We start from the raw sequence: 24,557 nt of genomic DNA on the forward strand, positions 1-24,557 counted from the left end.
GAGTGGGGCTAAAAATAGAAACTTGAAGCCCCGACGTCAATCAAAGAGGTCGTAAAAGTAGTAGGTAACAAGGCCGTTATTGTTGTCCCAATAGGCCATGACGTCGCCGCTTTTATAAATGGTCAGCTCGTCGTAATCCTGCTTAAAATTGAAATAGGGCCCGTAATCGCCGTCGAAGCCCTCGCTATACTCTGATTCTAGGTAGTAATAGCGATCGCCATCGAGGTTCAATGAGGCCAAACCGTCGCTGTCGATTCGAAGTCCCACGGTCATGGAAGGGCTCAGGGCGCGGATGCTGCCGCAATCGTAAGGGCCAAAAGCGTCGGCGCGGCAATCCTGTACATAGTAGTAATGGAAATGCCTGTTGAATCGTGCCCCGTCGGCGGCCGGGTCCGGACCCAAATTGCAGGCGGCAAGGCTAGCCAGAAGAACTAGCGCTACTGAAAAAAACGACGCCTTTAAAAGCGCCGTCTTTTTCGAATTTTTGTGAAGGGAACTCGCCATTACGGATTGTCGTAGTCGCCGTTGTAGAGGGTTTCTTCGGCTTCCTGCGTGTTTTCGTCTTCGAAAGCTTCCGGAGCCTGCAAATCGCGGGTGCTACCGTACTTGCGCTTTTCTTCGTCGGTCAGCTTGTTGGAATAGACGATTTCTTCCTGTTCCTGGTTAGCTTCTTCCTCTTCTTCCTGCAAGATCTTCTGACCCTGTTCGATGCGGCGCTTCACGCGTTCGTCTTCCATCTGCTTCAGGTTCGTACCGACCTTGGCCTGTTCTTCGGACATCACGTAACGGCCATTGGCTTCGTCCATGGCGTCCTTGATACCGACCAGGCGGCCTCTGCCGTCAACCTGGAGGCCGGCGCGGCGGAGCGTCGAAAGCGGAAGTCTGCGGGCTGCAGTCTTGTATTCGTCCTTGAATTCGTAACCATCAGAGGTGGCAATAGCATCAGCTTCGCTCGGGGTCACGTATTCCAAAGCTTCCTGCCAGCGGGAACCCTGCACGCAAGAGGTGAAACCCACGAGAGCGTTATCCAGAGCCTCGGGATCATCAGACCTAGAACCTGCACAGCCGGTCAGAACCAGCGCGGCCAAAGAAAGATATGCCAAAATTTTTTTCATAGGATGAAACCTCCGAAAAAATAAAATTTCCACATAAATATAAACAATTTTTGATAAAGTCAACAAAAAAGAATAAATTTTTTCAATTTGCGAGCCATTTTCTTGCTATCATTTAGGGCGATGAACGAAAAATCCGACATTTGCCGCATTAAAAAAGACGATAGAGAGTTTATTCTAATTGGTACAGCCCATATTTCGCAGGCCTCCAAGGACCTGGTTAGGGCAACTATTGAAGCGGAATCCCCAGATACAGTTTGTGTGGAATTGGACGAAGGACGCCTGAATTCCATTAAGGATCCGGACCGCTGGAAAAAGACCGACCTCAAGCAGGTTATCAAGAAAAAGCAGCTGGCGACCCTCATTGCGAACCTGGTGCTCGGGTCTTACCAAAAGCGCATGGGCGCGCAGACGGGTGTAAAGCCGGGTTCCGAACTTAAGGAAGCTGTTGATGTCGCCGGCGAAAAGAATGCCGAACTGGTGCTTGCCGACCGCGATATCAAGATCACGCTCAAGCGCACCTGGGCCTGCACTCCCTGGTACCGCAAGCTTAGCCTATTGGGCGGACTCATCGCTAGCATTTTTGACCGTACCGAAGTCAGCGAAGAAGACTTGGCCAAGATCAAGCAGCAAGATGCCTTGAGCGCCATGATGCAGGATTTCGGAAAGTCGTTCCCCGAAGTCAAGCAGGTTCTTATCGACGAACGCGACCAGTTCCTCGCGAGCAAGATCAGAAACGCTCCGGGTAAAAAGATTGTGGCGGTCGTCGGTGCCGGTCACATGAACGGTATCGCAAAAATTATCGAAGAAAACCGCGAACTCCCCAGCGAAGAATCCATTAGCGTGATTCCCAAGAGCGCTCCCATCTGGAAGATTATCGGCTGGGCCATTCCTGTAGCAATCGTCGCAAGCATTATTGCCGTGGGCGTGCATACGGGTGCCGAAAAGGCGGGCGAACTCAGTCTGCAGTGGGCGATGCTCACTGGCGGTGGAGCCATGCTGGGCACGATTATCGCGGGCGGTCATCCGCTGACGGTTTTGGTGGCGCTTATCGCGGCTCCGTTTACGGGCCTTACTCCTCTTATCGGAGTCGGATTCTTTACGGCGTTGACGCAGGTTTACATGCGCCCGCCGCGCGTGTCCGAAATGGAAACGTTGACTGACGATATCTGGCAGATCAAGCGCTGGTGGAAAAACCGCGTGACTCGCGTAATCCTCTGCTTCTTGTGCCCGGGAATCCCCGCCATTATCGGAAAGATTCTCGCTATCTTCAAGATTTACCAGGCGTTTTAATTTAACACCTTAAAGTATTCGACCCAGTCGAAATCGGGTGTGATACGCATCGCTTGAATGCCGCAATTTTTTGCGGCATTTACATTATCGATGTTGTCGTCGAAAAAAATCGTGTCCGTGGTTACGGCGCCCGAAGCCTCTGAGTCGCGGACAGCGCCGATTGTTTTGGTGACGTATTCAAAGATTTTTGCGCCGGGTTTTTCGAGGTGCAGGTCCTGGCTTAAGAACACCTTGTCGAAGAAATCTTCGCAGCGGTTGTCGCCTGCGTTGAACCAATGGTCCAGACAATATTGCCAATGAAGGTCGTTGGTGTTGCTGAGCAGGTAGACGTTGGCGTTTTGCTTGAGAGCCTTGATGGCGTTCAGCTTTCGTTCGGGAATGCCGATGCAAATGCTGTTCCAGGCGTTTGCGACTTGTTCGGGTGTCGTGCCCGGATTGCACTTGGCGGCAACGAGTTTGCAGAATTCGTCGGTCGTGAAATGCCCGAGCTGGTAATGGTGCATCAAGTCGGCGGTTTCGCCTACATCAAAGCGGAGCTCGTTTTGGGGGAGCCCGAGTGCAGCAAAGCCATTTAGGGCTTTCTGCATGTTGATGTCAAGGATGACTCCGCCTAAATCGAAAATGATGTTCTTGTGTGCCATAAATTAAACCTGGCGCAAACATAGAAAAACAAAAAGAGGCCCCGTTAAGGGCCTCCTGTGTAACAATTCAATTGTAATTATTCTGCGAAGAGCGCGGTAGAGAGGTAGCGGTCGCCGGTATCCGGGAGGAGTGCGACAATCGTCTTGCCCTTGTTTTCGGGGCGCTTCGCGAGTTCCTTGGCTGCCCAGAGAGCGGCACCAGAAGAAATGCCCACGAGCACGCCTTCCTTCTTGCCGATTTCGCGGCCGGCTTCGAATGCGGCTTCGTTTTCGACGGCGATTACTTCGTCGTAGACCTTGGTGTTCAAGGTTTCAGGAACAAAGCCTGCGCCGATGCCCTGGATCTTGTGGGCGCCAGCAGTACCCTTGGTAAGCACCGGAGAGCTTGCCGGTTCAACAGCGACAACCTTCACGTTCGGATTCTTGGACTTGAGGTATTCACCCACGCCCGTCACCGTACCACCGGTACCGACACCGGCCACAAAGATATCGACCTTACCATCGGTGTCTTCCCAGATTTCGGGACCGGTAGTAGCCTTGTGGGCTGCCGGGTTGGCCGGGTTCACGAACTGGCCCGGAATAAAGCTGTTCGGGATTTCCTTGGCGAGTTCATCGGCCTTTTCGATAGCGCCCTTCATGCCCTTGGCGCCTTCGGTCAGCACGAGTTCTGCGCCGTAAGCCTTCATAATCTGGCGGCGTTCCACGCTCATGGTTTCGGGCATCACGATGATGATGCGGTAGCCACGTGCTGCAGCGACAGATGCAAGACCGATACCGGTGTTACCCGAAGTCGGTTCAATAATCACGGCACCCTTCTTGAGCTTGCCGCTCTTTTCGGCTTCGTCAATCATCGCCTTTGCAATACGGTCCTTCACGGAACCGGCGGGGTTGAAGTATTCGAGCTTTCCGAGAATCTTGGCTCCGAGGCCTTCTTCGATATGGGTGAGTTCGAGGAGCGGGGTGTGACCAATGAGCTGGTCGGCGGAGGTGTAGATTTTAGACATGTTTTTAATCCTTATCTTTGAATTGTTTTTCCTGTTAAAATTTACAAAGCTAACGTCAAAATGTCCTTGATTGCAGTTGCATCTAAAGGTACATAATGCCCAACATTGCCGTTTCTTACTGCTCTTGCGGCCATGGCATCAAAATCCTTGTTGTCGATCTTGAGTTCTGCCAGGGTTGTGGCGAGGTGCAGCTTCTTGAAGAATTTCGCGAGTTCTTCAGACAAAATGTAAGCACGTTCCGTTTCGCTGTAGTTGTAGGAATCGGCTCCGAAAACTCGGCTTGCCAAAAGTGCAAGTCTCCAAGGCTTCTTCTCGGCCATGTACTTTGTCCAAGCGACGGTGACAACCGCCATACCTTCGCCGTGAGTGATGTTGTACTGCGCCGAAAGTTCATGCTCGATTCGGTGAGAACCCCAGTCCGCGCGGCGACCTGCATCCAGGAATCCACCGTGGGCTACACTGGCGAGCCACTGGATTTCACCACGGGCATTGACATCCTTTTGGTCTTTCAAGAGCTTGTCCGCATTCACGAGCAATGCACGAATCGCGCCTTCAATCAGGTAGTCCGTGGTGTCGGAATTCTTTTCGTCAGAGAAATAGCGTTCCAACAAGTGCGAAAGTACGTCAGCGATGCCTACAAAAGTCTGGTATGCCGGCAGGCCCACTGTGTATTTCGGGTTCATGATGGCGAACTTCGGAATGATGCGGTCATCTTCAAAACCGAGTTTCCATTCTCCGCTCGAAAGAATCGCCGCGTTCGAAGTCTCGGAACCGCTCGAAGCCGTCGTTGCGATCACGCCAATCGGTAAAACCTGCTTGGGCGAGATGCCTTTTTCAAAGAAATCCCACACATCGCCGTCGTACGGAATGCCAAGCGCCACAGCCTTCGCCGTGTCAATGGAACTTCCGCCACCGACCGCGAGCACAAAGTCCACCTGGTTTTCCTTGCCCTGTTTCACGAGTTCGCGCACCAGGTCAATCGAAGGGTTCGGTACCACATTTCCGTTTTCGGAAAAACGAATCCCGAGTTCAGCGACAGCTGCCTTGATCACATCGTAAATGCCCAGCGTCTTGATAAAGTCACCGCTGTAAACGAGTTGGAGTGACTTTACATTGTGTGCGGCCAAAAGTGATTTTAGCTTCTGTTCACTGTGCTCGCCAAAAATGATTTTTGCAGGATTATAATATTCGAAGTCAATCATTTAATACTCTCCGTTACTGTCTTAATGGCAGCTTATAAAAAAGAATCCAGTCCGACGAACGTTTCCTAATGGTGAAAACGCGCTCGGATCTGGAAACTCAATGCAAACAATTAAATTGCAGCGAAGCCGTTTTCGAGGTCGGCGATAATGTCTTCGTAATGTTCCGTACCGATAGACACGCGGATCGTTGCCGGGGTAATTTCGGCGGCAGCCAGTTCTTCCGGAGAAAGTTCGGCGTGCGTGGTGGTGTACGGGTGAATCACGAGGCTCTTCACGTCGGCGACGTTTGCAAGCAGGCTGAAAATTTTCAGGTTGTCAATGAACTTGAAGGCTTCTTCCTGGCCGCCCTTGATGTCGAACGTGAAAATGGAACCGCCGCCATTCGGGAAGTACTTCTGGTAAAGCTTGTGGTCCGGATGGTTTTCGAGGCTCGGGTGGCTCACGCGGGTAACCTTCGGGTGCTTGGTGAGGAATTCGATAACCTTCTTGGTATTTTCCACATGGCGATCCAGGCGGAGGGAAAGCGTTTCAACACCCTGCAACAGGAGGAATGCGTTGAACGGGGAAATGGCAGCACCTTCGTCACGGAGAAGGATGGTGCGGACGTAGATGGCGTATGCTGCGGGGCCGGCGGCCACAAACGGGAAGCCGTAGCTCGGGTTCTTTTCGGTGAACTGCGGGAACTTGCCGGATGCAGCCCAGTCGAACTTACCGCTATCCACGATGACGCCGCCGAGGGTCGTGCCGTGGCCACCGATGAACTTGGTTGCGGAATGCACCACGATGTCGGCACCGTGTTCAATCGGGCGAATCAGGTACGGAGTACCGAAGGTGTTGTCGATGACCAGAGGAATCTTGTTCTTGTGGGCGATTTCGGCGATGGCGTCGATATCCGGAATGTCGGAATGCGGGTTGCCGAGCGTTTCGATGAAGATGAGCTTCGTGTTGCTCTTGACAGCGGCTTCCACACTCTTGAGGTCGTGAGTGTCAACGAAAGTAGATTCGATACCGAAGTCACGGAGCGTATGCTGCACCAGGTTGAAAGTACCGCCGTAAACCGTGCGCTGGATAACCACGTGGTCTCCGCTGCGGGCAAGAGCCGTGATGGCGTAAGTGATGGCAGCGGCACCAGAAGCAACCGCGAGAGCGGCAACGCCACCTTCGAGGGCTGCGATACGTTCTTCGAGAACACCCTGAGTGGAGTTGTTGATACGGCCATAAACGTTACCACCGGCCTTCAGGGCAAAACGGTCTGCTGCGTCCTGGGAGTTGTGGAAAACGTAAGAGGTGGTCTGATAAATAGGTACTGCGCGGGCGTCGCTAGTGGGATCTGCATGTTCCTGGCCAACGTGAACCTGGAGAGTTTCGAAATGGAGCTTGTTCTGTGTAGTCATTGTATAAATTCCTTTTTTGATTGTTGTCCGCGGTGGGACGATTAAATGGTTTGTTGTTTGTTGCCCCGGCTCGCTGCCGTGGGCTTGTCCGTTTATTTATGCTTGGACTCGCATTCGACAATCAGATTCACAACTCATAGACTATCCTTCCTTCGCGACGGTATCGCATTTTTCTTTGCTGTCTTTCCGAACTCGGTTCGAAATCAGCGTTGTTCTTTTGACACGTCGTAAATTAGAACTTTAATCCCACCGAATCAATAGGAAAATGATTTAGCATGCAAGAAATTTGCTTACATTTTTCTTACTAATAGTTTTAAACTATAACTAGTATTCAAAAAAAGCGGTTTAAACGCTATAAACCGCAATTCCAGTTCTTTCCGCCAGGAATTTTGCCTTTGGCCTTGGGGCTGTTGCGCAAAAACTGGTCTAGTTTGACTCCGTCCAGGTAATCCTTGATCATGGAGTGTAGTTCTTTCCATACCGGGAGCGTGATGCAGATGTCAGCGCGTTCGCAGGAGTTTTCCTTTTCGTCAAGGCAGGCGACGGGTGATACCGATGTTTCTACAACCGAAAGAATCTGCCATACGCTGCAGTTGGCCGGTTCGCAGTTGAGCCTGTAGCCGCCGGCCTTGCCGCGGGCGCCAGTAAGCAGCTTGCCGCGTACCAGCGAACCCAAAATGCCTTCAAGGTATTTTTCAGAAATTTGCTGACGTTCGGCAAGTTCCTGTAACTTCACGTATTCATCCTTGCTGTGCTGAGCAAGGTCAATCATGACGCGGAGTGCGTAGCGGCCTTTGGTAGAAATTCTCATAATAATGCCTTATTTTCTTAAATAATAAGAATTAATTTCGGGCTTTAGAAAAAATGCACCGGAATTTGAGTCTTTTTCTTGCTTGCAGGCTCGATCACCGCTGCCGAGAACTTAGCTGCGCCGAATAACTTATTCGTTATGTCGACGACTTCGTCTTCGGGCATGGACTGGATTAACTTTTCGGACTGTTCCATGGTATGGAATTCGCCCAAGTGCAGCACTTGTTCGGCCATGCGTACGACGCGCTTTTCGGGGCTGTCGGCGCCCAGGTACATGGCTCCCAAAATGTTTGTCTTGGTGCGCTCGTATTCGCCCTTGTTGAATCCGTGCTTCAAGAAGCTACGGATTTCGTTGAGAGAAAGTTCAAGCGCCGTGTTCAGTTGGTGCGGCTCGGTGGCGAGAGATACGCCCCAGTCGGTGCAGTCGAGGTAAACGTCGGCGGTCGAATACACGGAGTAGGCGAGCCCCTTGTCTTCGCGGATTTTTTGGAACAGACGGCTGGCCATGCCGGCACCCATCGCTACGTTAAAGAGCGAAAGTGCGCAGCGGGCGCGTTCATCCATCAGATTGCGGTCAAAGCTTAAACCCCAGAAAAGGTTCGATTGTGCAATGTCTTGTTTCTGTACGACTTTGACGCTGTTGCTTGCCTTGTAAATGTCGGTGGGCATGGTGCCGTTCACTTTCTTTTGTGCGAATTTTTCAACACAAAGTTCAACAAGTTCTTCGTGATTCACTTTACCCGAGGCGCAAATCAGGAGCGGAATCTCGCTTACGACCTGTTCCTTGTACTTGAGCATCTGCTTGTGGGTGAGCGCCTTGACCTGCTTGATGTTTCCGGTAATGGAATGCGCGATGCCGCAGCCCTTAAAGTGAATAGCGTTGAATACGTCGCCTACGATTTCTTCGGGAATGTCGTCGTAGCTGTGGATTTCTTCGATAATCACACGGCGCTCTTTTTCCATTTCCTTCTTGTCCATGCGCGGGTGCATGAGCATGTCGGCAATCACGTCGATGGCGAGTGGCAAATGGCTGCGTTCGATTTGCGCATAGAATCCTGTTTCTTGGCGGGTGGTATAGGCTTCCAGGTTTCCGCCCTTGTCTTCGATAGCGCGGGCGATTTCAAGCGCGCTACGATTTTCGGTTCCCTTGAATACCAGGTGTTCGTAAAAATGACTCAGGCCAAATTCGTCTTTCGCTTCGTGACGCGATCCGCGCGGCACCCAGACGCCAACCGCAACCGAGTAGGCATGCGGCATGTAGTCCGTTAAAATAGTGATTCCGTTATCGAGGGTAGTCTTCTTAACTGTTTGCTTCATGATTTTTCTTGCTTGCGTAATCTCTATGTTGCTTCTTTACTTCTTCGCTCACGTTCATGCAACCTTGCAATTTATAATAAAAGTCTTCAAGCTGTTGCATAGTGTAAATGGTCTTGCGGCTCGTGATGCGCTTGAGTAGGGCGTCTTGCAATTCGCTACAGTGAACGATACTCCAGAATTCGTTGTCCTTGGGTACCTTGCGCAGTACGCAGCGGTCGCTGAAAACGACAAACGAAATAAAGTGCGCCTGTTCATGGCGGATTTTGAGGAAATGTTCCAACGCCAAAATGTGCCCGATGTTCTGGCGGATCGGATTGTGGAACGTATGCTCGGTGCTTGCGTTCAAGTGCTGGTTCCAGCGTTCGCTTTCAAGGTCGCCTGCGATTTCGCCCGAAAGATTCTTGCTTTCTAGAACGTAAATGCCCGACTGGTGCAAAAGCAATGCGTCGATTTCGGTGTAGCCTGCGCGGGCGGGAATGTACAGGTTTCGCATCAGCACATACCGGCGCTTGTCGGTGTCGCAGACGCGTGCGGTCAAAGCCATCATGGCGGCTTCGCCAAAAATGCCGCGCGGGTCATTCGCGATGCGCTCGTCGTTGAATTTCGGGTCCGGCTTAAAGAAGTTTTCGCTGCGGGTAGGCGCGTGCGTGATGCCGTAACCGCCCAATTCAAAAGGCTTGTCTAGTCCGCGAATTCCGTCGCTCAGACCCTTACGGCGTTCCTGCTCAAAGTCGCGGAATGTTTTGCGTCGGCCATCGCCATGGTACATTTTCGGATTCTTTTTCGGCGATTTGCCCTTGATCTTAAAAAAGATAAGGGCTAGCAACAGAATGATGCCGATAAGAGTCGAAAAAGTCATGCCGCAAGTATAGTAAAAAAGAGGCTTGCCGGAGCAAACCTCTTGTCTTTACTTAAACTCTTCCGAAGCGACGAGTTTTGCGGAAGGGCTTGTCTCCAAAGCTACGTTCGTCGTGGTCTTTGTGAAAACGGTCTTCTTTTTTGCCGAACTTCTTGTCGCCGAACATCTTTTCGCGGCGGGCCTTGCGGTTTTCGAAAGGCTTGTCGTCGAACTTTTTGCCGCGACGGTCTCCATCGCGATGGAAACTACGGCGGTCTTCGCGGCTGGCGCGCGGACGGGTTCCGGGAGCGGGGCCGGTAGGCGGTTCGTCGGTCATCAGGCGGAATCTGGATTCATTTCCGCGAATCGTCATGTCGGCGAGAATGTCGAGGACTTCTTGCGGCATAGTTTCGGGGAGTTCCACGGTGCTGAACTTGTCGAACAGCTTGATGCGTCCTATGTTGGAACTGCTGATGTTGCCTTCGCCGGCGATAGCGCCTACGATGTCGCGCGGCGTCACGTGGTCGCGGCGGCCCACACCCAAGTAGTAGCGCAGGTAGCCTTCTTCGACGCCGTTTGCGCCTTCGTTGCGTTCCTTGCGGAGTCGGCTTTTTTCTTCGCGGTCAAGGCCAAAATTGTCGTTACGTTCGCGGCGTTCACGCGGCGCGTCAAGCGGCTTGAGTTCTGGGAAGAGCGGCTGCTTTTTCTGCCAAATCTTGATGACGGCGGCGGCGATGTCTGCGGCGGTCAGCGGCTCGGAACCTTCGGTGGTGCTTTCGGCAACCATGCTTTCCACGAGTTCTTTGAACTTGTCGAGTTCGCCAGAGGTAATAACGCTCTTGATTTTATCTTTGAAGGCAGCGACGCGCTTTGCGCTGATGATTTCGCCTGTCGGCAATTCCATCGTTTCAATCGGCTGGCGGGTCGCCTTTTCGATAATCTTGAGCATCTTCTTTTCACGCGGCGTGATAAAGAGAATGGCGTTACCGCTGCGGCCTGCACGACCCGTACGGCCAATGCGGTGCACGTAAGATTCGGTGTCGTAAGGAATGTCGTAGTTCACCACGTGTGTAATGCGGTCCACGTCGATTCCGCGGGCAGCCACGTCGGTGGCGACAACGATATCGAGCTTGCCCATCTTGAGGCGGTTGATGGTGCGTTCGCGCATGGACTGGGCGAGGTCCCCATTCAGCGGAGCTACATTGAAGCCGCGGCTTTCAAGCTTTTCGGCAACTTCGGTCGTGTTCTGCTTGGTGCGTACGAAAATCAGTACGCCGTCAAAGTCTTCGCCTTCAAGAACGCGGGCGAGCGCTTCGATCTTGTGTTCGTTCTTTACGAGTAAATAACGCTGGCGGATGTTTTCGACGGTCGTCGTCTTGCCTTCGATGCAGGCTTCTTCGTATTCGCCCAGGTGCTGTTCAATAATCTTCTTGACTTCTTTAGGCATGGTGGCGCTAAAGAGGGCGCGCTGGGCGCTTGCAGGGATTTCCTTGAGAATGGTTTCCACATCTTCCATGAATCCCATGTCGAGCATTTCGTCGGCTTCGTCGAGTACGATGGCCTTCACGCCCGAAAGAACGATAGAACCGCGCTTGATATGGTCAATCAGACGGCCCGGAGTGGCGACCACGATGTTTGCCTGACGCTTGAGGGCGCGGAGCTGTACGGCGATGTCCTGACCGCCGTAAACCGGAACCACATGCACCTTGGGCATCTTGGCGGCGTACTGCTGGATGGCTTCGGCCACCTGAATTGCGAGTTCACGGGTCGGCGTGAGCACGAGCATCGAGGTTTCGTGGCCGTTAAAGTCGAGCCTCGATAGGAGCGGAAGAGAGAATGCTGCTGTCTTGCCGGTACCGGTCTGTGCCGTACCGAGCAAATTTCCACCCTGCAAAAGGGCCGGAATAGCCTTTGCCTGAATGGGGGAGGGCGTCTCGTAGTTCAGAGCCTTGATGGCTTCAAGAACTTCGTCTGCAAGTCCGAGGTCTTCGAAAGTTACGAGGGCTTCGTCGCCCGGTTCCTCGTCAGAATCGTCATCGGATTCTTCCGTCGGTTCTTCCTCTGCGGAGTCTTTTACAGCGGGTTGTTCGTCTTCGACCGGTTCGGCACAGCTCTTTTTAGATTCGGCGTAATCTTCGGCGCTTTCATCTTCTTCGGGCTGTTCGACTTCGCCTTCTTCGAATTCGACCTTCGTGCCGACTTCAATGGCGGACTTTCGACCCTTCTTGAGCACGTCGCCTTCTTCGTCGACGACCACGCCGTTCGGGTTCAGTTCCAGGAACGCGGCTTCATCGGCCTCGTCTTCGTCGGCACCGCCTGCAATAGCGTTCAAAAACGCGTCTGCTTCGCGGGCAATCTTGGATTTGGGGTCAATAGCTTCTTCAGGAATACGTTCTTCAGTATTCTTCGTCATAATGCACCTTCAGGGACCCGTAAACTTCATCTGCGGCCCATGCCGCACTATCGAATGGTTCTGGCGCCGGTTGCCCGGCTGAACCTTGAAAAGCCCCGAAGCGCACTCGCGCTTATAAACCTGAAGTTTTTTGGATCCATTTTGTTGGATTTGCGGCCAAATGTAGAAATAAGGGGGCCCTTTTTAAAGGGTGTAAAACTTTTTAGTAAAAATGTATTGTTGATACGAGAGAGGGATTGGACTACAAGCTCATTTCATTTCGCTAGGCGTCCTCCTCTCATTACGAGAGAGGGATGGGACAAAGCTTTCACTTCGTTTCAAGCTTTGCCCTTCGGGTTACGGCCGTTGGCCGTAATCCTTAACTGCGCTTTGTTCGCTACGCTCTCGCGCAGTTAATCGAACCCTCTCCGAGGGTTCTCATCCCGCTTTTTTTTCAGTAAAATAAAAAGCGAAACCTTGCGGCTTCGCTTTTTATTTCAGGAGAGAGAGGGATTCGAACCCTCGGTCCTGTGACAGACTCCGGATTTCGAGACCGGCCCAATCGACCACTCTGGCATCTCTCCGAGGTTCGCATAATGTAGTAAAATATTTTTCGGCTGTCTACGAAAAAAGGACCAACCTTTGGTTGATCCTTTTTTGTGACTACCCCCAAGCGGTTTCGAACCGCTGTTGCGGGAATGAAAATCCCGAGTCCTGGGCCACTAGACGATAGGGGCGATTTGTGCGACCAAATATAGGTAAGTATTTTTGTTTGTCAAGGGCGGATAACAAAAAAAGGAACCTTTCTTTCGAAAGGTTCCTTTTATACCCCCAAGCGGTTTCGAACCGCTGTTGCGGGAATGAAAATCCCGAGTCCTGGGCCACTAGACGATAGGGGCGTTTAGTAGGGCCAAATATAGGTAACTATTTAATTTTAGTCAAGGGGGCGACTCGAAAAAAATTAATTTTTCTGCGTGAATTTGCGAAAATGGCTGAAAAAATCCCTGAAAGGCGGCGTAATCCGCTTTTTGCCGATGGCGCTTTTGGCAAGTGCTGCCGATGCGGCGGTGCTCTGGGGTATTCGCTCCTTTATCGATATTGTCGGGGGCAAGGCAGATATTCCGCTTGCAGCCTGGGTCGGGGGAATGGTGGTGCTCGCCATGCTTCGTCTTGTATTCCTGTACGGCAAGTCCAAGGTTTCCGAAGGTTGGCTCTATAAGGTGTCTGCCCGGGTGCAGGCATGGTTCCTGCACAGGCTCCGCGATCTGGCTCCCAAGAATTTCCATACTCCCAAAGGCGAACGCATGGTTGAATCTGCTTACGAGGCCACGGTCGTGCTGCAGAATAATGGGGGAGTCTTTTTTCAGGCCGTGCAGGCGGTGCTTCAGTTGCTGGTTTTCTTGCCGGTACTCTTCTATATTTCTTGGCCACTTACGGCATTCCTTTTCGTGGTGATTGTGCCGCTGGTGGCGGTCCTTCAACGCAAACTACATAAGCTTGGTCCTGCCGAAGAGTCCCTGTTGCGGGCCCGTTCCGATTTCCGCGGAAATCTGTCGCTGGCCCGTAGGCTTTTTAGGCAGTGGAGCGGCCGCGACGAACGTAAGGATATTTCGGACGGCCTGTTAAAAGAGGTCCGCGGACTCCGCGATAACGGGCTGAATGCCGCCATCAAAAAGTCGGGCCTTTCGCTTTTGACCGAAACGGTTTCGGTGCTGGCTATGGTTCTTGTACTGGCGTTCTGCGCACTTCTCATGAGCCGCGGCTATATGGATGCGTCTGGCCTTGTGCTGTTTACCTCGGCGGTACTCCTCTGCTACAAGCCGGTCAAGGAATGCGCCCGTGTCATGCCACAGTTCCGTTCGGCGGTTTCGGCAATCAACGTCCTCGAAGAATTTGAACAGCTTGAATTGGCCGGAAAATCCGCTGGCAAGGAATTTGCCGCGGCACCAGATGCAACGCCCGATGCAACATCTGGCGCGGTGTCCATTCGCGGTGGTAAATTCACTTACGAAGGTTCCGAAACTCCCGTATTTACAGACCTTGCGCTCAATTGGTCCCGCGAAAAGCCGGTTCTTGTCCGTGGTAAAAACGGGGTGGGCAAATCCACCTTGCTTCGCCTGCTTGCGGGGCTTGAACAATGGAATTCTGCCGATGCGGATTCCCCGCGTGATGTGTTCTTTGTCGCCCAAGACCTGGAACTTCCGCCCAAGTGGATGCTTTCGCGACTTCTGGAAAAAAGGCGCGGTGCCGAGGCTGCACAGACTCTCGAGTCCTTTATGCAGGCTTTGGGGGCTTCATCCCTCCTCCAGAAATCGGGCCTTTCGGGCGGCGAACGTGCCCGTGTGGCGCTTCTTTGGGCGCTAGCTTCGGACTGTCGCACGGTTCTGCTGGATGAACCTTTTGCATCCGTGGCGCTGGCAGACCGAGAAAATCTGCTAAAATCCTACCTTGATGCAGCTCACGCCTTGGGCAAATGGACAATTATTGTGAGTCACGATGTGCTTTCTCCCGAAGTTGAATGTATATTTAACGTTGCAAAGCTTTAGCGGAGGCGATTATGGATGGACAAATGGAAAAAGAGCAAGAACAGGTGAATACGATTGAAAATCCTGCCGAACAGAATGTGCCTGCTGAATCGAAGGAATCGGGGGCGGCGCCGCTTGCTGAAGAAGAACCGAAACGCGAGTTCCTGTTCCGCTATCGCGGGTGGGTCCTGGGTATCCTTTCGTTGATCATGCTGGTATTCGAACCGGCGGACCTTGAACTCATCATGTTCCTTATTTTTATCAATATCTTCATCTTGGCATTTTACCTGCGTGTCAAGGCGCGCCGCGTCATTGGCGAACATACTCGTGGTGACATCCAGGAAGCCGGTGAGTTGGTGACCTGGGGTGCCTACGCCAGGTTGCGCCATCCGCTGTACGTGTCCAACGCGGCGTTTGGAATTTCGCTGATCTTCTTGCACCTGGGTTTAAGTCTGCGCGTCATTCCGTTCATCGTGGTTCTTGTCGCGTTTGAAGCCTATCTGGGCAAACTCGACGACCGCTTCTTGGAGAAAAAGTTCGGTGACGAGTGGAAAATCTGGGCGCAGCAGACCCCTGCCTTTTTCCCGCGCGAATTCCACCGCTCTGGACCGATGCGTTCTGCAAAAGAGGCGTTCCTTGCAGACCATTTTACATGGCTCTGGATGATCATGATCCTTTTGCTGATTGTTGTCCGTAAGATTGCGTTCATGCTATGGACTTAAACGTAAAGAACTTAGGACGTCTTGCTGTAGGAACTGCCATTAAGACGGTGGCGAAGGCTGCAAGCAAGTTACCTCGTCTTGATCGCGAATATCATATTGAAGAACGTTTCTCTGGGCCGTGGCCGAGTGATGGCCCATACCTTTGGCTTCATGGGGCAAGCCTCGGCGAATGCCGCATGCTTCTTGGGCTTGCGTATGCGCTCCAAGAGGACTTGCCGAATTGTCCTAAAATCTTGATTACCTCGCAAAAGGTCGAGGTGGTCGCGTTCTTGAAAGATTCCTGCGCCGGAGCCGTCGAGGTGGCTATCGCTCCGGCAGATGTTCCGTCAACGTTGCACTTGTTTGCAAGTGCTGTGCAACCCTTGGGACTTATCCTAGCTGAAAACGAACTTTGGCCGGGCTACCTTTCGACCATGTCCAAGCTCTCGACCCGCAGAAACATCGCGCTTGTTTCGGGGCGTTACCGCAAGTCGTTCCCGTTCATCAATTTTTCGGGAATGGGGTATGCCTGCATGCAGACGGCTGCGGATCTCGGTCGCTTCACGTATGCGAGCAAGGGCTTTGTCCCGTGCACCATGGGTGGCGACTGGAAACTTTTAAACTGGGCCCGCGATGGAGGCTTGGTTTGCGTTCCTGAAAAACCGACCGTCGACGTGGTGTTCCTGTCGTTCCATCAAGAAGAAGCCGAAGCGCTTGTGTCCATGGCGAAGGATTCCGTGGACAGGGGCGACGCGGTGGTGCTCATGCCGCGCAAACTTTCGGAATTGAATTTGTTCCGCAGGCTTTTGAAAGAGTCTGAACTGCCTGTGGTAGATTATCCTTCTGTCGAGAAGGGCTCCGTCTCCTTGGTGACTCGTTTTGGACTCTCCCGTGAAATTCTTTTGAAATCCAGGAGCGCTGTTGTGGGCGGCTCGTTTGACCGCCGCTTGGGCATTCATGATTTTTGGGAACCTTTGCGGATGGGCGTTTCCACTTGTGTCGGTCCCTACGCCAAAGGGCACGACGATGTGGTGGCGAAACTGGTGAATGCGCATGTGGTCGCGCAGATCCTTACGCCTGCAGATTTCTTGCGCCGCCGTCACCCTTCGCCCGATGCGGTGCGGACGTTCTTGATGGCCGAGCGAATGAAGGTTTTGAATTCTTATAAGTTGTTGTTGAATTTTATAAAAGGGATTTTATGAAAAAGGTGATTCTTGCGACTCCCCGCGGATTCTGTGCCGGCGTAGACCGCGCCATTCATGTGGTGGAACGCGCTATTGAAAAATTTGGAACCCCTATTTACGTGCGCCACGAAATCGTGCACAACAAGTTCGTGGTGGATACCCTCAAGTCCAAGGGCGTTGTCTTTGTCGATGAACTGGACGAAGTCCCGTCGGGCTCGGTCGTGATTTTCTCTGCCCATGGGGTCGCCGAAGAGATTTATGCCGATGCCGAAAAACGCGGACTGCAGGTGCTGGATGCTAGCTGTCCGCTGGTGCTCAAGGTGCATTTCAGTGCCAAGCGCCATTACGCCGCCGGCCGCCATATCATTCTGATCGGGCACGCGGGCCATGCCGAAGTGGAGGGCACTTTGGGCCAACTTCCGCCGGGCGCCATCACGCTGATCAAGAACGAAGCCGACGCACGGGCGGTGGAAGTCCCCGCTGACAAGGAACTCGCCTATATTACGCAGACCACGCTTTCGGTGGCCGAAACCCGCAAGATTATCGAAGCGCTCAAGGAACGTTTTCCCAACATTATCGGTCCCGATGCGGGGGACCTCTGCTATGCGACGGGCAATCGTCAGGCGGCGGTCCTCGATCTCTGCTCCAAGGTGGACATGCTTCTGGTGGTGGGCGCCAAGAATTCCTCCAATTCCAGCCGACTGATGGAACTTGGCCTTGAACAGGGAATTCCGAGCCATTTGATCGCTTCGGTCGAGGATTTGGAAATGAGTTGGTTCGATAAAATTGAATCGGTGGGTATTTCAAGTGGTGCAAGTGCTCCCGAAGTGCTCGTTCAGGGGGTGGTAGACTGGATAAAAGAGAAATTTGCCCCCGTAGAAATCGAAAATTTCGTAAAATTGGTCGAATCTACCAAATTTAACCTGCCAAAGGCATTGCAAGATTGATAATTTAACCTTGACGGAATAGCGATTTTTTTCTAAAATTGCGTCCGTTATAAAACAACGGAGTTTATTATGAGCCGCATTTGTGAAGTTACCGGCAAGGCCGGCCTCGTGGGCAACATGGTTTCCCACTCTAACCGCAAGAAGTTGATGAAGCAGCTGCCGAACCTTCAGAAGAAGCGTTTCTACATTCCTGAAGAAGACCGCTGGGTGACCCTCCGCGTTAGCGCTGCTGGTCTCCGCACGATCAACAAGCTTGGTATCCAGGCTGTTGCTCAGGAACTCGGCATCTAATCTAGATTTTCTAAGGTTTGCCAAGATTCGCCGCCTAACGGGGTAATCCCTCGCTAGGTGGTTCTTTGTGTTTATATAAAAGCGTCAATTTATGCCAGTTCTCCGGCTTTGTCGGGGAATTTTTGTTTTATGTTGAAAAACAATTACGAATAGCCAATAACTAGTGGCTTTTTGTGCGTCTAAATGCCCTTATTTTGCTATTTTAGCGTTATATGCGCAAGTTTGCCTATTCATTGATTGCCTGTGTGGCTAGTGTTTTTGTTGCCCAGTCTTTTGCCCAGCCCCGTGACCTTTTTGCGGAGTTCGAGGCCGAAGCCGAAGCGGCTCAGTCCAGTGCGGCTGTCCAAGCCGCTCCGAGTTCCAGTAGCGTTGCGGCAAAGCCTGCTCCTGCTGCGAAACCCGCCCCTGCCTCTAGCAGCAGTGCGAAGGTCTCGTCCAGCTCGGTCGCTTCTTCCAGCAGTGTCCCGCAGTCCTCTAGTAGCGTCGTTGCTTCTAGTTCTAGCGTAGCACCGTCTTCTAGCTCCGTCGTCGTTTCCTCCAGTAGCGAAGTTCCGGCTCCGGTTGATTCCGCGGCTGTTGCCGAGGCTCCGGCTGATGCGGACTCTGCCCTTGTAGATACTCTCGCTGGCGATTCCGTCAGGGAAATGACTCCTGAAGAAGCTTATGCCGCCGAAATGAGAAGGCATAACGAAGAAAACCGCATCCGCGATTCTCTCGCGATGGCGGGTTCCTCTTCTTCTGCAGACGTTCCGTCCTCTAGCAGCATGAACCGTCGCGAACTGCTGGGCCCTGTCAAGGTGTCCAAGGTGAACGGTATCGACGAAATGAAGGGCCGTTACAAGAGCCCGCGCAAGGCTTTGTTCATGTCCTTGGTGGTGCCGGGTTCCGGTCAGATGTATGTGGGCGGTTCCAATTTCACTTATGTCCGCGGCGGCATTTACCTTGCTTTGGAAGCGGGTCTTTGGGGCGGCTGGTATTATTACTCCGTGAACAAGTACGACAAGCAGGTCGACAGGTATAAGAAGTATGCCCAGACGCATTATTCCATTGGCCAGTACGAAAAGCGCATGCGCGGCCTGTATAACGCCGACGCCGTGAACTACGAATCTGAATTCCGCCGTCGCTACCTGGGTACGCGCGAAACCTTCTGCGAAGGCATTTTCGGGACGGCAACTACGCACCGTTGCTACGACCGCGACAAGCTCTATTCGGGTGATGCGGAATACGTAAATGATTTCGTGAAGAATCCGAAGAGTCTGAAGGAAGAAATGAAGAAGGTCAAGTTCGAATCCCCGTCCGAAGTTTATCAGCTGATTGCTGACGACGCCTATATTCTCGGTTGGGACGACATTGGTGATGAAGATGTCGCCGTGGCAACGTCGCTTGCTCTTGAAGATCCGAACAGCGCTACAGAGCCGCTGGCAAAGACGGAGTCGGACCACCAGAAGCAATACCGCAGCATGCGTGGCAAGGCCAACGACTACGCCGACATGCAGGCTTGGTTCTTTGGCGGTCTCATTCTGAACCATATCATTTCGGCTGTCGATGCCGCCATTACGGCTAATTCGCACAACAAGGCCCTGTACGAAGAAGAACTTTCTTGGTACGACCACTTGCATTTCGATAGCGGATTGTCTTTTGTAGACGGCTTTGGTTTTAACGTGCAGGCAAGCTGGGGCTTTTAATGAAACTGCTCCTGGTCCTGTTGCTCGCGACGGTGTCTGCGTTTTCGCAGACGGTGATTTCCGTTGACGAGAATGTGAGCAAGAATTCCGACAAGAGCTGGCTTTTGGCAATGGGTGCCTCGGCCGTGTTGCCTGGTATGGGCGAACGCTATCTCGGCGAACAGCAGTTCGTGCGTCCGTTCGTGTGGACCGATATCGCCCTCTGGTTTACGGCGATCAGTTCTTACGTGATTGGCGAACGTTATATTTCGTCTGCCCACAACTATGCTGTGCGCCACGCTGGCCTTAATTCCAGCAGCAAGAACGTTTCGATGCTCAATACGGTGGGTGACTATCGTAGCCGCAGCGGTGTCGAAGGCCAGAATTCTTCACCCGATATGGACGAAGACTACAACCAGGCGATGATCCGTGCCGGCAAAGAAATTGACGAAGATTTGTCTGCGGATATCCAGTGGGACTGGGGCTCTAGCGACAATCCCGAAACGACAGAACATATCGATGAATTCAAGAGCCGCATGCGTCATTACCGTGTGAGCCGGATCGTATTCCAGGTGTCAGTTGGCGCCCTTCTTTTGAACCGCGTGATTTCAGTCCTCAATACGATCAGGGTTTACCGTGCGACCTCTTCCAAGAGCTTTGCCGAGCGCATGGAATTTGTACCTGAATTCTACGAAGATGGTAGCGGCTTGATCATGAATGTAAAATTCTGACCCGATGCAACTAAGTCTCCTGCCCAAACATCTAAAACACATGAAAAGCTTTTTAATTCTCCTTTTAACTTCGGTACTCTTTGTTGCTTGTGGCGGTGGAGATGCTTCTCAGGGTAAGGGCGGGGCTCCCGCAGGTAAAGGCGGCCCACAAGGCAAGGGTGGTCCTGGTGGCCCGGGTGGCAGGCCTGCTCGCGAAATCGCTGTGGAAGGCTATATTGCCGAGGCCCATGAATCGGGCAAGACTTTTACTGCCATGGCAACGCTTGAACCGCTGAACAATGTGCAGTTGACGGCTGCCGCCTCCGGTAAGCTTACGAACCTTTACGCTAAAGACGGCGCCCAGGTGCAAAAGGGTACGCTCCTCGCTAAAATTGACGATTCCGAACTTCGTGCACAACTCAAACAGGCTGAATCGAACCAGCTGCTCGCTCAGCAAAAGTTTGATCGCGTCAAGACGCTTTTCGAAAAAGACGGTGCCACCAAGGCCGACATGGAATCCGCCGAGGCTTCGCTTAAGTCTGCCGAAGCTTCCGTAGAACTCATCAAGGCACAAATTGCAAAGACCGAAGTGCGAGCCCCGTTTGCGGGCAAGCTCGGCTTTGTGAATGTGTCCGTGGGCGCCTGGCTTACAACCGGTACGTCGATTGCCTCCCTTAGCGAAGTGAAAAAACTCAAGGCGAAATTTGCGCTCCCGCAGCGTTACGCATCGACGCTTAAAGTGGGCGATGCCGTAGATGTGAAGGATGAAGAACGCAATGTGGCTAAGTCCGGCAAGGTGAAGGCTTTGGAAGCTGCTCTTTCTGAAAGCAGCCGCACGCGTCAGGTGCTTGTCGAAATCGATAACGCGGGCAATGAACTTCTGGCAGGTTCTTACGCCAAGGTGAATGTCTCGATGCAGGCGGGAAAGGCCAAGAGCATCCCGATTCCGGCAGAAGCTTTCACGCTTGATAAAGACGGCGCCTACGTGTTTGTGGCGACTGGTGGCAAGGCCAAAATCAAGCATGTCGAAACGGGCCTCCGCACGCCGATTGCGGTTGATGTCACAGGCGGTCTCGATGAAGGCGATACGGTGATTACCTCTGGCTTGATTAGCCTTCGCGAAGGTGCTTCCGTCCGTATCCGCGAAATCCGTCATAATACCGATTACGAAGTGGAGTAGGTAAACGATGAGTGTCGCGAACCTTTCCGTACGTCGCCCGGTCCTTATGACCGTGATGGCGCTCGTGATTATTTTGCTTGGCGCCTTTGGTGCTTCTAACTTGGGCGTGCGTGAATACCCGAATGTAGACTACCCGCTCATTCAGGTGCGTACTTCTTACCCGGGCGCAAACGCAGCCGTGGTCGAAGCCGAAGTCACTGAAATCTTGGAAGCATCCATCAACAGTGCGTCTGGTATCAAGGCTCTGACCTCTACCAGCCGCGATGGATTCTCCTTCATCAATATTGAATTTGAAACCGGCATGGACCTGGAAGCGGCTGCCAACGAAATCCGTGACCGCGTGAGCCGCGTGCGCCGTCGCTTGCCGGATGATGTGGATGAACCGACCGTCTACAAGTCTGACAGCGATAATGACCCGATTTTGATGGTGAGCCTTGTGAGCGACAAACTCGACCCGATGGAAGTTTCGGAACTGGCGAACAACTTTGTCAAGGAACGCTTGCAGACCATCAACGGCGTTTCTGAAATTGCCATTTGGGGCGAAAAGCGTCCGACGGTTCGCTTGTGGATTGATCCGGTGCGCTTGCAGGCTTTAGGCGTTTCGGGCGCCGAAATGTCGGCGGCTCTCAAGAAGGGAAACTTGGAACTTCCTTCGGGCTCTATCGAAGGTAGCGAAACCACGCTTTCCATCCGTACGCTTGGTCGAATTCTTGACCCGAAGGCGTTTGAAAACATCGCCGTCAAGACGGCTGCCGATGGCACCGTGATTCGCATTTCCGATGTGGCTGACATTCACTACGAACCGAAGGATACTCGTACTGGCTTTAGACGCAACGGCAAGAATTCCATTACGCTTGCGTTGATGGCGCAGCCCGGGTCGAATCACGTGGAAATTGCCGATGAATTTTACAAGCGAGTCGAAGACATTCGCCGCGAAATTCCCGAAGGCGTTGATGTCCTTTATGGCCGTGATACTTCTATCAATATCCGTGCTTCCATTAAAGAAGTGGTGGAGACGATTTTCATTGCGTTCTTGTTGGTGATTGCGATTATCTTTGCCTTCTTGCGTGAAGGTCGCACGACGCTGATTCCGATGGTGGTGGTGCCGGTTTCTGTAATCGGTAGTTTCTTCGTGCTTTACTTGTGCGGTTTCTCGATTAACGTACTGACCTTGCTAGCGATGGTGCTCGCCATTGGCCTTGTGGTGGACGATGCCATTGTGATTGTGGAAAATATTTACCACAAGATTGAAAAGGGAATGACGCCGAAGCAGGCGGCTGTGGCGGGTACGAATGAAATCTTCTTTGCCGTGATTGCAACCTCAGTGGTGCTGATGGCTGTGTTTGTACCGGTGCTTGCGCTGGGCGGTACGACGGGTCTCTTGTTCCGTGAATTTGTGGCGGTGATGATCGGTACGGTGTTCCTTTCGACGTTGTGCGCTCTGACGCTTTCGCCGATGCTTTGCTCCAAGTTCTTGAAAAAGCAGAAACAGGGATGGTTCTTCCGTGTGACAGAACCGTTCTTCGATGGAATGAACCGTGTTTACTCAGTGCTGCTCGGCGGTTTCCTCAGAATGCGTTTGCTCTTGTTCCCAATTGTGGCGGGCCTTTTGGTGGCGGCCTATTTCTGCTTCAATAACATGAGTAGCGAAATGGCTCCGACCGAAGACTCGAATGCCGTCATGGTGAACTTGAACATGCCTGAAGGCGTGACACTGACGCGAACCAAACGCATGGCCGATGCCTTTGCCGAAGAAGTGATTGCCCTGTTAGATAGCAACGAATATACCGAATTCCAGGCGGGTGCATGGAATGCGGGCAATTCGAGAATGCGCTTGACTTTGAATGACAACAAGAAGGCGCGTCGCCCGCAGAGTGTAATCGCCCGTGAAATCCAGCTGCTCGGAAACGAGTACCCCGACTTGCGCGTAATGGTGTTTGAACCACAGAGCATCAGTACACAGCGCGGTGGCCTTCCGGTGCAGTTCGTGTTGCAGGCTCCGAATATCGAAATCTTGCGTACGCTTGTTCCCAAGTTCGAAGAAGAAGCGAGCCATAGTCCTGTGTTCAGCGTGGTGAACACGAACTTGCGCTTTACCAAGCCGGAACTCCATATCGAAATTTTGCGCGACAAGGCCAACGAAGAAGGCGTGTCGGTGAACGATATTGCGCAGGCGGTGCAACTTGCCATTAGCGACCAAAGCTACGGCGAATTCTACAAGGATGGTCGCCAGTATGACATTATCGGTGCGGTGGGTTATCAGTACCGTAGCATGCCCGAAAACATTGCAATGCTTTCTGTGAAGAATGGCAAGGGTGAACTGGTGAGCATTGAAAACTTTATCACCTATAGCGAACAGTCCGCATCGCCGTCGCTCCCGAGATTCAATCGCTTTAGCGCTGCGACCATTCAGGCGGGCCTTGTACCTGGCAAGACGATTGGCGACGGCGTGGAAGAAATGCGCCGCATTGCAAAGCTCTTGCTGAAGGATTATCCGAACGTGAGTACGGCTTTGAGCGGTTCGTCGAAGGAATTCGAAGAAAGTTCCAGCGGACTCTACATCGTGTTCCTCTTGGCGCTTGCGCTGGTGTTCTTGGTGCTTGCGGGGCAGTTTGAAAGTTTCCGCGCTCCGTTCGTCATCTTCTTTACGGTGCCGCTTGCTTTGGCGGGTGCGCTCGCTTGCTTGTTCATTACGGGCCAGACGCTCAATATCTTTAGCGAGATTGCGCTGATTCTCTTGATTGCGCTTGTGACGAAGAACGGCATTCTGATTGTGGAATTTGCAAACCAGATTGCGGCGAATACGGGCTGTAACAAGCTTGAGGCGGCTCGGTTAGCGGCGGAACGCCGCTTCCGCCCAATCCTCATGACGAGCCTTTCGACGGTATTGGGCGCTGTGCCCTTGATTCTCACGGGCACCCCGAGCCGTATCGCCATGGGCATCGCTATCGCCGGTGGCCTTACGTTTGCGACGTTTATGACGCTCTTTATTGTGCCGGCAGCTTACAGCTTCTTTGCGGGCAAGGTCGATTCCAATACTACCACTGACGCCTCAAAGATGGCGTGATTATTTAACCATCTGGAATACGCGCTCGCCTTTGCGGCTCATGCCATAGCGGGTGCGTAACAGGTTCTCTTTGTACAGGGAATCGTTCTTGAGTCGTTCAATCTCGATGTTGCAGGAGTCGATGGCGTGCTGCAGGGAATCGATTTGCGCTTCGTACCTAGCGATGTTCTCCGTGATTTTTTGCTGTTGCTTCAAGCTGTTTTTTCCAAACATCAACTGCGAAATGACAATCGCGATTGTCGCGACGATCGTAAACAGGATTATCCAGAAAAAACGCTTTTTCAC

The 24,557-nt window shown here is 52.5% G+C and carries 21 protein-coding genes and 3 tRNA genes; 10 read left to right on the forward strand and 14 right to left on the reverse strand.

Features of this window, described 5'->3' with window-relative positions:
- Positions 1–36: 36 nt before the first annotated feature.
- Both B7989_RS04435 and B7989_RS04440 read right to left on the reverse strand, forming a co-directional pair.
- Entirely contained in the window at positions 37–504 is a 468-nt protein-coding gene (locus tag B7989_RS04435) for a hypothetical protein (RefSeq protein ID WP_088627404.1), read from the reverse strand.
- On the reverse strand, positions 504–1,115 hold the full coding sequence (locus B7989_RS04440; RefSeq protein WP_088627405.1) for a hypothetical protein: 612 nt from the start codon (positions 1,113–1,115) through the stop codon (positions 504–506). The genes B7989_RS04435 and B7989_RS04440 overlap by 1 nt, the downstream gene beginning before the upstream one ends.
- Positions 1,116–1,235: 120 nt before the next feature.
- Between B7989_RS04440 and B7989_RS04445 the strand changes: the two genes are divergently transcribed.
- The gene (locus B7989_RS04445) at positions 1,236–2,405 is read left to right on the forward strand and encodes a TraB/GumN family protein (protein ID WP_088627406.1); all 1,170 of its coding nucleotides are present in this window, start codon (positions 1,236–1,238) and stop codon (positions 2,403–2,405) included.
- Here the strand turns inward: B7989_RS04445 and B7989_RS04450 are convergent.
- The 11 genes from B7989_RS04450 to B7989_RS04505 form a co-directional block, all read right to left on the reverse strand.
- Positions 2,402–3,046 carry an HAD family hydrolase gene (locus B7989_RS04450; RefSeq protein ID WP_088627407.1) on the reverse strand — a complete coding sequence of 215 codons (645 nt, stop codon included), beginning with the start codon at positions 3,044–3,046 and terminating at the stop codon, positions 2,402–2,404. The genes B7989_RS04445 and B7989_RS04450 overlap by 4 nt on opposite strands.
- A gap of 77 nt (positions 3,047–3,123) precedes the next feature.
- Complete coding sequence (gene cysK, locus B7989_RS04455; RefSeq protein ID WP_072800492.1) at positions 3,124–4,050, reverse strand: cysteine synthase A; 927 nt, start codon at positions 4,048–4,050, stop codon at positions 3,124–3,126.
- Positions 4,051–4,091: 41 nt separating this feature from the next.
- On the reverse strand, positions 4,092–5,252 hold the full coding sequence (locus tag B7989_RS04460) for an iron-containing alcohol dehydrogenase (protein ID WP_088627408.1): 1,161 nt from the start codon (positions 5,250–5,252) through the stop codon (positions 4,092–4,094).
- A 110-nt stretch (positions 5,253–5,362) separates the two neighbouring features.
- Positions 5,363–6,646 carry an O-acetylhomoserine aminocarboxypropyltransferase/cysteine synthase family protein gene (locus B7989_RS04465; protein WP_088627409.1) on the reverse strand — a complete coding sequence of 428 codons (1,284 nt, stop codon included), beginning with the start codon at positions 6,644–6,646 and terminating at the stop codon, positions 5,363–5,365.
- A gap of 352 nt (positions 6,647–6,998) precedes the next feature.
- Positions 6,999–7,457: an Rrf2 family transcriptional regulator gene (locus tag B7989_RS04470; RefSeq protein WP_072800489.1), complete on the reverse strand. Its 459-nt coding sequence runs from the start codon at positions 7,455–7,457 to the stop codon at positions 6,999–7,001.
- A 44-nt stretch (positions 7,458–7,501) separates the two neighbouring features.
- The gene (locus tag B7989_RS04475; RefSeq protein ID WP_088627410.1) at positions 7,502–8,773 is read right to left on the reverse strand and encodes a pitrilysin family protein; all 1,272 of its coding nucleotides are present in this window, start codon (positions 8,771–8,773) and stop codon (positions 7,502–7,504) included.
- A complete protein-coding gene (locus tag B7989_RS04480; RefSeq protein WP_088627411.1) occupies positions 8,757–9,632 on the reverse strand; it encodes a nuclease-related domain-containing protein in 876 nt (291 codons plus the stop codon). The genes B7989_RS04475 and B7989_RS04480 overlap by 17 nt, the downstream gene beginning before the upstream one ends.
- 52 nt (positions 9,633–9,684) lie before the next feature.
- The gene (locus B7989_RS04485) at positions 9,685–12,024 is read right to left on the reverse strand and encodes a DEAD/DEAH box helicase (protein ID WP_088627412.1); all 2,340 of its coding nucleotides are present in this window, start codon (positions 12,022–12,024) and stop codon (positions 9,685–9,687) included.
- Between the two features lie 478 nt (positions 12,025–12,502).
- Positions 12,503–12,587 (reverse strand) — tRNA-Ser (locus B7989_RS04495).
- Between the two features lie 80 nt (positions 12,588–12,667).
- Positions 12,668–12,740, reverse strand: a tRNA-Glu gene (locus B7989_RS04500).
- 89 nt (positions 12,741–12,829) lie between these two features.
- Positions 12,830–12,902 (reverse strand) — tRNA-Glu (locus B7989_RS04505).
- A gap of 75 nt (positions 12,903–12,977) precedes the next feature.
- Here B7989_RS04505 and B7989_RS04510 point away from each other — a divergent pair.
- The 9 genes from B7989_RS04510 (at position 12,978) to B7989_RS04550 (ending at position 24,272) form a co-directional block, all read left to right on the forward strand.
- Positions 12,978–14,549 carry an ABC transporter ATP-binding protein gene (locus tag B7989_RS04510; RefSeq protein ID WP_233144246.1) on the forward strand — a complete coding sequence of 524 codons (1,572 nt, stop codon included), beginning with the start codon at positions 12,978–12,980 and terminating at the stop codon, positions 14,547–14,549.
- An 11-nt stretch (positions 14,550–14,560) separates the two neighbouring features.
- Complete coding sequence (locus tag B7989_RS04515) at positions 14,561–15,250, forward strand: isoprenylcysteine carboxylmethyltransferase family protein (protein ID WP_233144247.1); 690 nt, start codon at positions 14,561–14,563, stop codon at positions 15,248–15,250.
- Positions 15,241–16,431, forward strand: coding sequence for a glycosyltransferase N-terminal domain-containing protein (locus B7989_RS04520; RefSeq protein ID WP_088627414.1), 1,191 nt, complete (start codon positions 15,241–15,243; stop codon positions 16,429–16,431). Before B7989_RS04515 ends, B7989_RS04520 begins: the two co-directional genes overlap by 10 nt.
- Positions 16,428–17,360: a 4-hydroxy-3-methylbut-2-enyl diphosphate reductase gene (ispH, locus tag B7989_RS04525; protein ID WP_088627415.1), complete on the forward strand. Its 933-nt coding sequence runs from the start codon at positions 16,428–16,430 to the stop codon at positions 17,358–17,360. The genes B7989_RS04520 and ispH overlap by 4 nt, the downstream gene beginning before the upstream one ends.
- A gap of 69 nt (positions 17,361–17,429) precedes the next feature.
- Positions 17,430–17,651, forward strand: coding sequence for a 50S ribosomal protein L28 (rpmB, locus tag B7989_RS04530; RefSeq protein ID WP_014546602.1), 222 nt, complete (start codon positions 17,430–17,432; stop codon positions 17,649–17,651).
- 212 nt (positions 17,652–17,863) lie between these two features.
- A complete protein-coding gene (locus B7989_RS04535) occupies positions 17,864–19,336 on the forward strand; it encodes a hypothetical protein (protein WP_088627416.1) in 1,473 nt (490 codons plus the stop codon).
- Positions 19,336–20,046, forward strand: coding sequence for a hypothetical protein (locus B7989_RS04540; protein WP_088627417.1), 711 nt, complete (start codon positions 19,336–19,338; stop codon positions 20,044–20,046). Before B7989_RS04535 ends, B7989_RS04540 begins: the two co-directional genes overlap by 1 nt.
- Before the next feature lie 40 nt (positions 20,047–20,086).
- Positions 20,087–21,205: an efflux RND transporter periplasmic adaptor subunit gene (locus B7989_RS04545; RefSeq protein ID WP_088627418.1), complete on the forward strand. Its 1,119-nt coding sequence runs from the start codon at positions 20,087–20,089 to the stop codon at positions 21,203–21,205.
- A gap of 7 nt (positions 21,206–21,212) precedes the next feature.
- The gene (locus tag B7989_RS04550; RefSeq protein WP_088627419.1) at positions 21,213–24,272 is read left to right on the forward strand and encodes an efflux RND transporter permease subunit; all 3,060 of its coding nucleotides are present in this window, start codon (positions 21,213–21,215) and stop codon (positions 24,270–24,272) included.
- On the opposite strand, the gene B7989_RS04555 is transcribed toward B7989_RS04550, so the two are convergent.
- Complete coding sequence (locus tag B7989_RS04555; RefSeq protein WP_158212867.1) at positions 24,273–24,557, reverse strand: septum formation initiator family protein; 285 nt, start codon at positions 24,555–24,557, stop codon at positions 24,273–24,275.

The sequence above is a fragment of the Fibrobacter sp. UWB5 genome (assembly GCF_002210295.1).
Taxonomy (GTDB): domain Bacteria; phylum Fibrobacterota; class Fibrobacteria; order Fibrobacterales; family Fibrobacteraceae; genus Fibrobacter.

Coding starts and splice junctions, on each gene's coding strand:
- B7989_RS04435 (WP_088627404.1), bottom strand. CDS start 504: ATGGCGAGTTCCCTTCACAAAAATTCGAAAAAGACGGCGCTTTTAAAG.
- B7989_RS04440 (WP_088627405.1), bottom strand. CDS start 1,115: ATGAAAAAAATTTTGGCATATCTTTCTTTGGCCGCGCTGGTTCTGACC.
- B7989_RS04445 (WP_088627406.1), top strand. CDS start 1,236: ATGAACGAAAAATCCGACATTTGCCGCATTAAAAAAGACGATAGAGAG.
- B7989_RS04450 (WP_088627407.1), bottom strand. CDS start 3,046: ATGGCACACAAGAACATCATTTTCGATTTAGGCGGAGTCATCCTTGAC.
- cysK (WP_072800492.1), bottom strand. CDS start 4,050: ATGTCTAAAATCTACACCTCCGCCGACCAGCTCATTGGTCACACCCCG.
- B7989_RS04460 (WP_088627408.1), bottom strand. CDS start 5,252: ATGATTGACTTCGAATATTATAATCCTGCAAAAATCATTTTTGGCGAG.
- B7989_RS04465 (WP_088627409.1), bottom strand. CDS start 6,646: ATGACTACACAGAACAAGCTCCATTTCGAAACTCTCCAGGTTCACGTT.
- B7989_RS04470 (WP_072800489.1), bottom strand. CDS start 7,457: ATGAGAATTTCTACCAAAGGCCGCTACGCACTCCGCGTCATGATTGAC.
- B7989_RS04475 (WP_088627410.1), bottom strand. CDS start 8,773: ATGAAGCAAACAGTTAAGAAGACTACCCTCGATAACGGAATCACTATT.
- B7989_RS04480 (WP_088627411.1), bottom strand. CDS start 9,632: ATGACTTTTTCGACTCTTATCGGCATCATTCTGTTGCTAGCCCTTATC.
- B7989_RS04485 (WP_088627412.1), bottom strand. CDS start 12,024: ATGACGAAGAATACTGAAGAACGTATTCCTGAAGAAGCTATTGACCCC.
- B7989_RS04515 (WP_233144247.1), top strand. CDS start 14,561: ATGGATGGACAAATGGAAAAAGAGCAAGAACAGGTGAATACGATTGAA.
- B7989_RS04520 (WP_088627414.1), top strand. CDS start 15,241: ATGGACTTAAACGTAAAGAACTTAGGACGTCTTGCTGTAGGAACTGCC.
- ispH (WP_088627415.1), top strand. CDS start 16,428: ATGAAAAAGGTGATTCTTGCGACTCCCCGCGGATTCTGTGCCGGCGTA.
- rpmB (WP_014546602.1), top strand. CDS start 17,430: ATGAGCCGCATTTGTGAAGTTACCGGCAAGGCCGGCCTCGTGGGCAAC.
- B7989_RS04535 (WP_088627416.1), top strand. CDS start 17,864: ATGCGCAAGTTTGCCTATTCATTGATTGCCTGTGTGGCTAGTGTTTTT.
- B7989_RS04540 (WP_088627417.1), top strand. CDS start 19,336: ATGAAACTGCTCCTGGTCCTGTTGCTCGCGACGGTGTCTGCGTTTTCG.
- B7989_RS04545 (WP_088627418.1), top strand. CDS start 20,087: ATGAAAAGCTTTTTAATTCTCCTTTTAACTTCGGTACTCTTTGTTGCT.
- B7989_RS04550 (WP_088627419.1), top strand. CDS start 21,213: ATGAGTGTCGCGAACCTTTCCGTACGTCGCCCGGTCCTTATGACCGTG.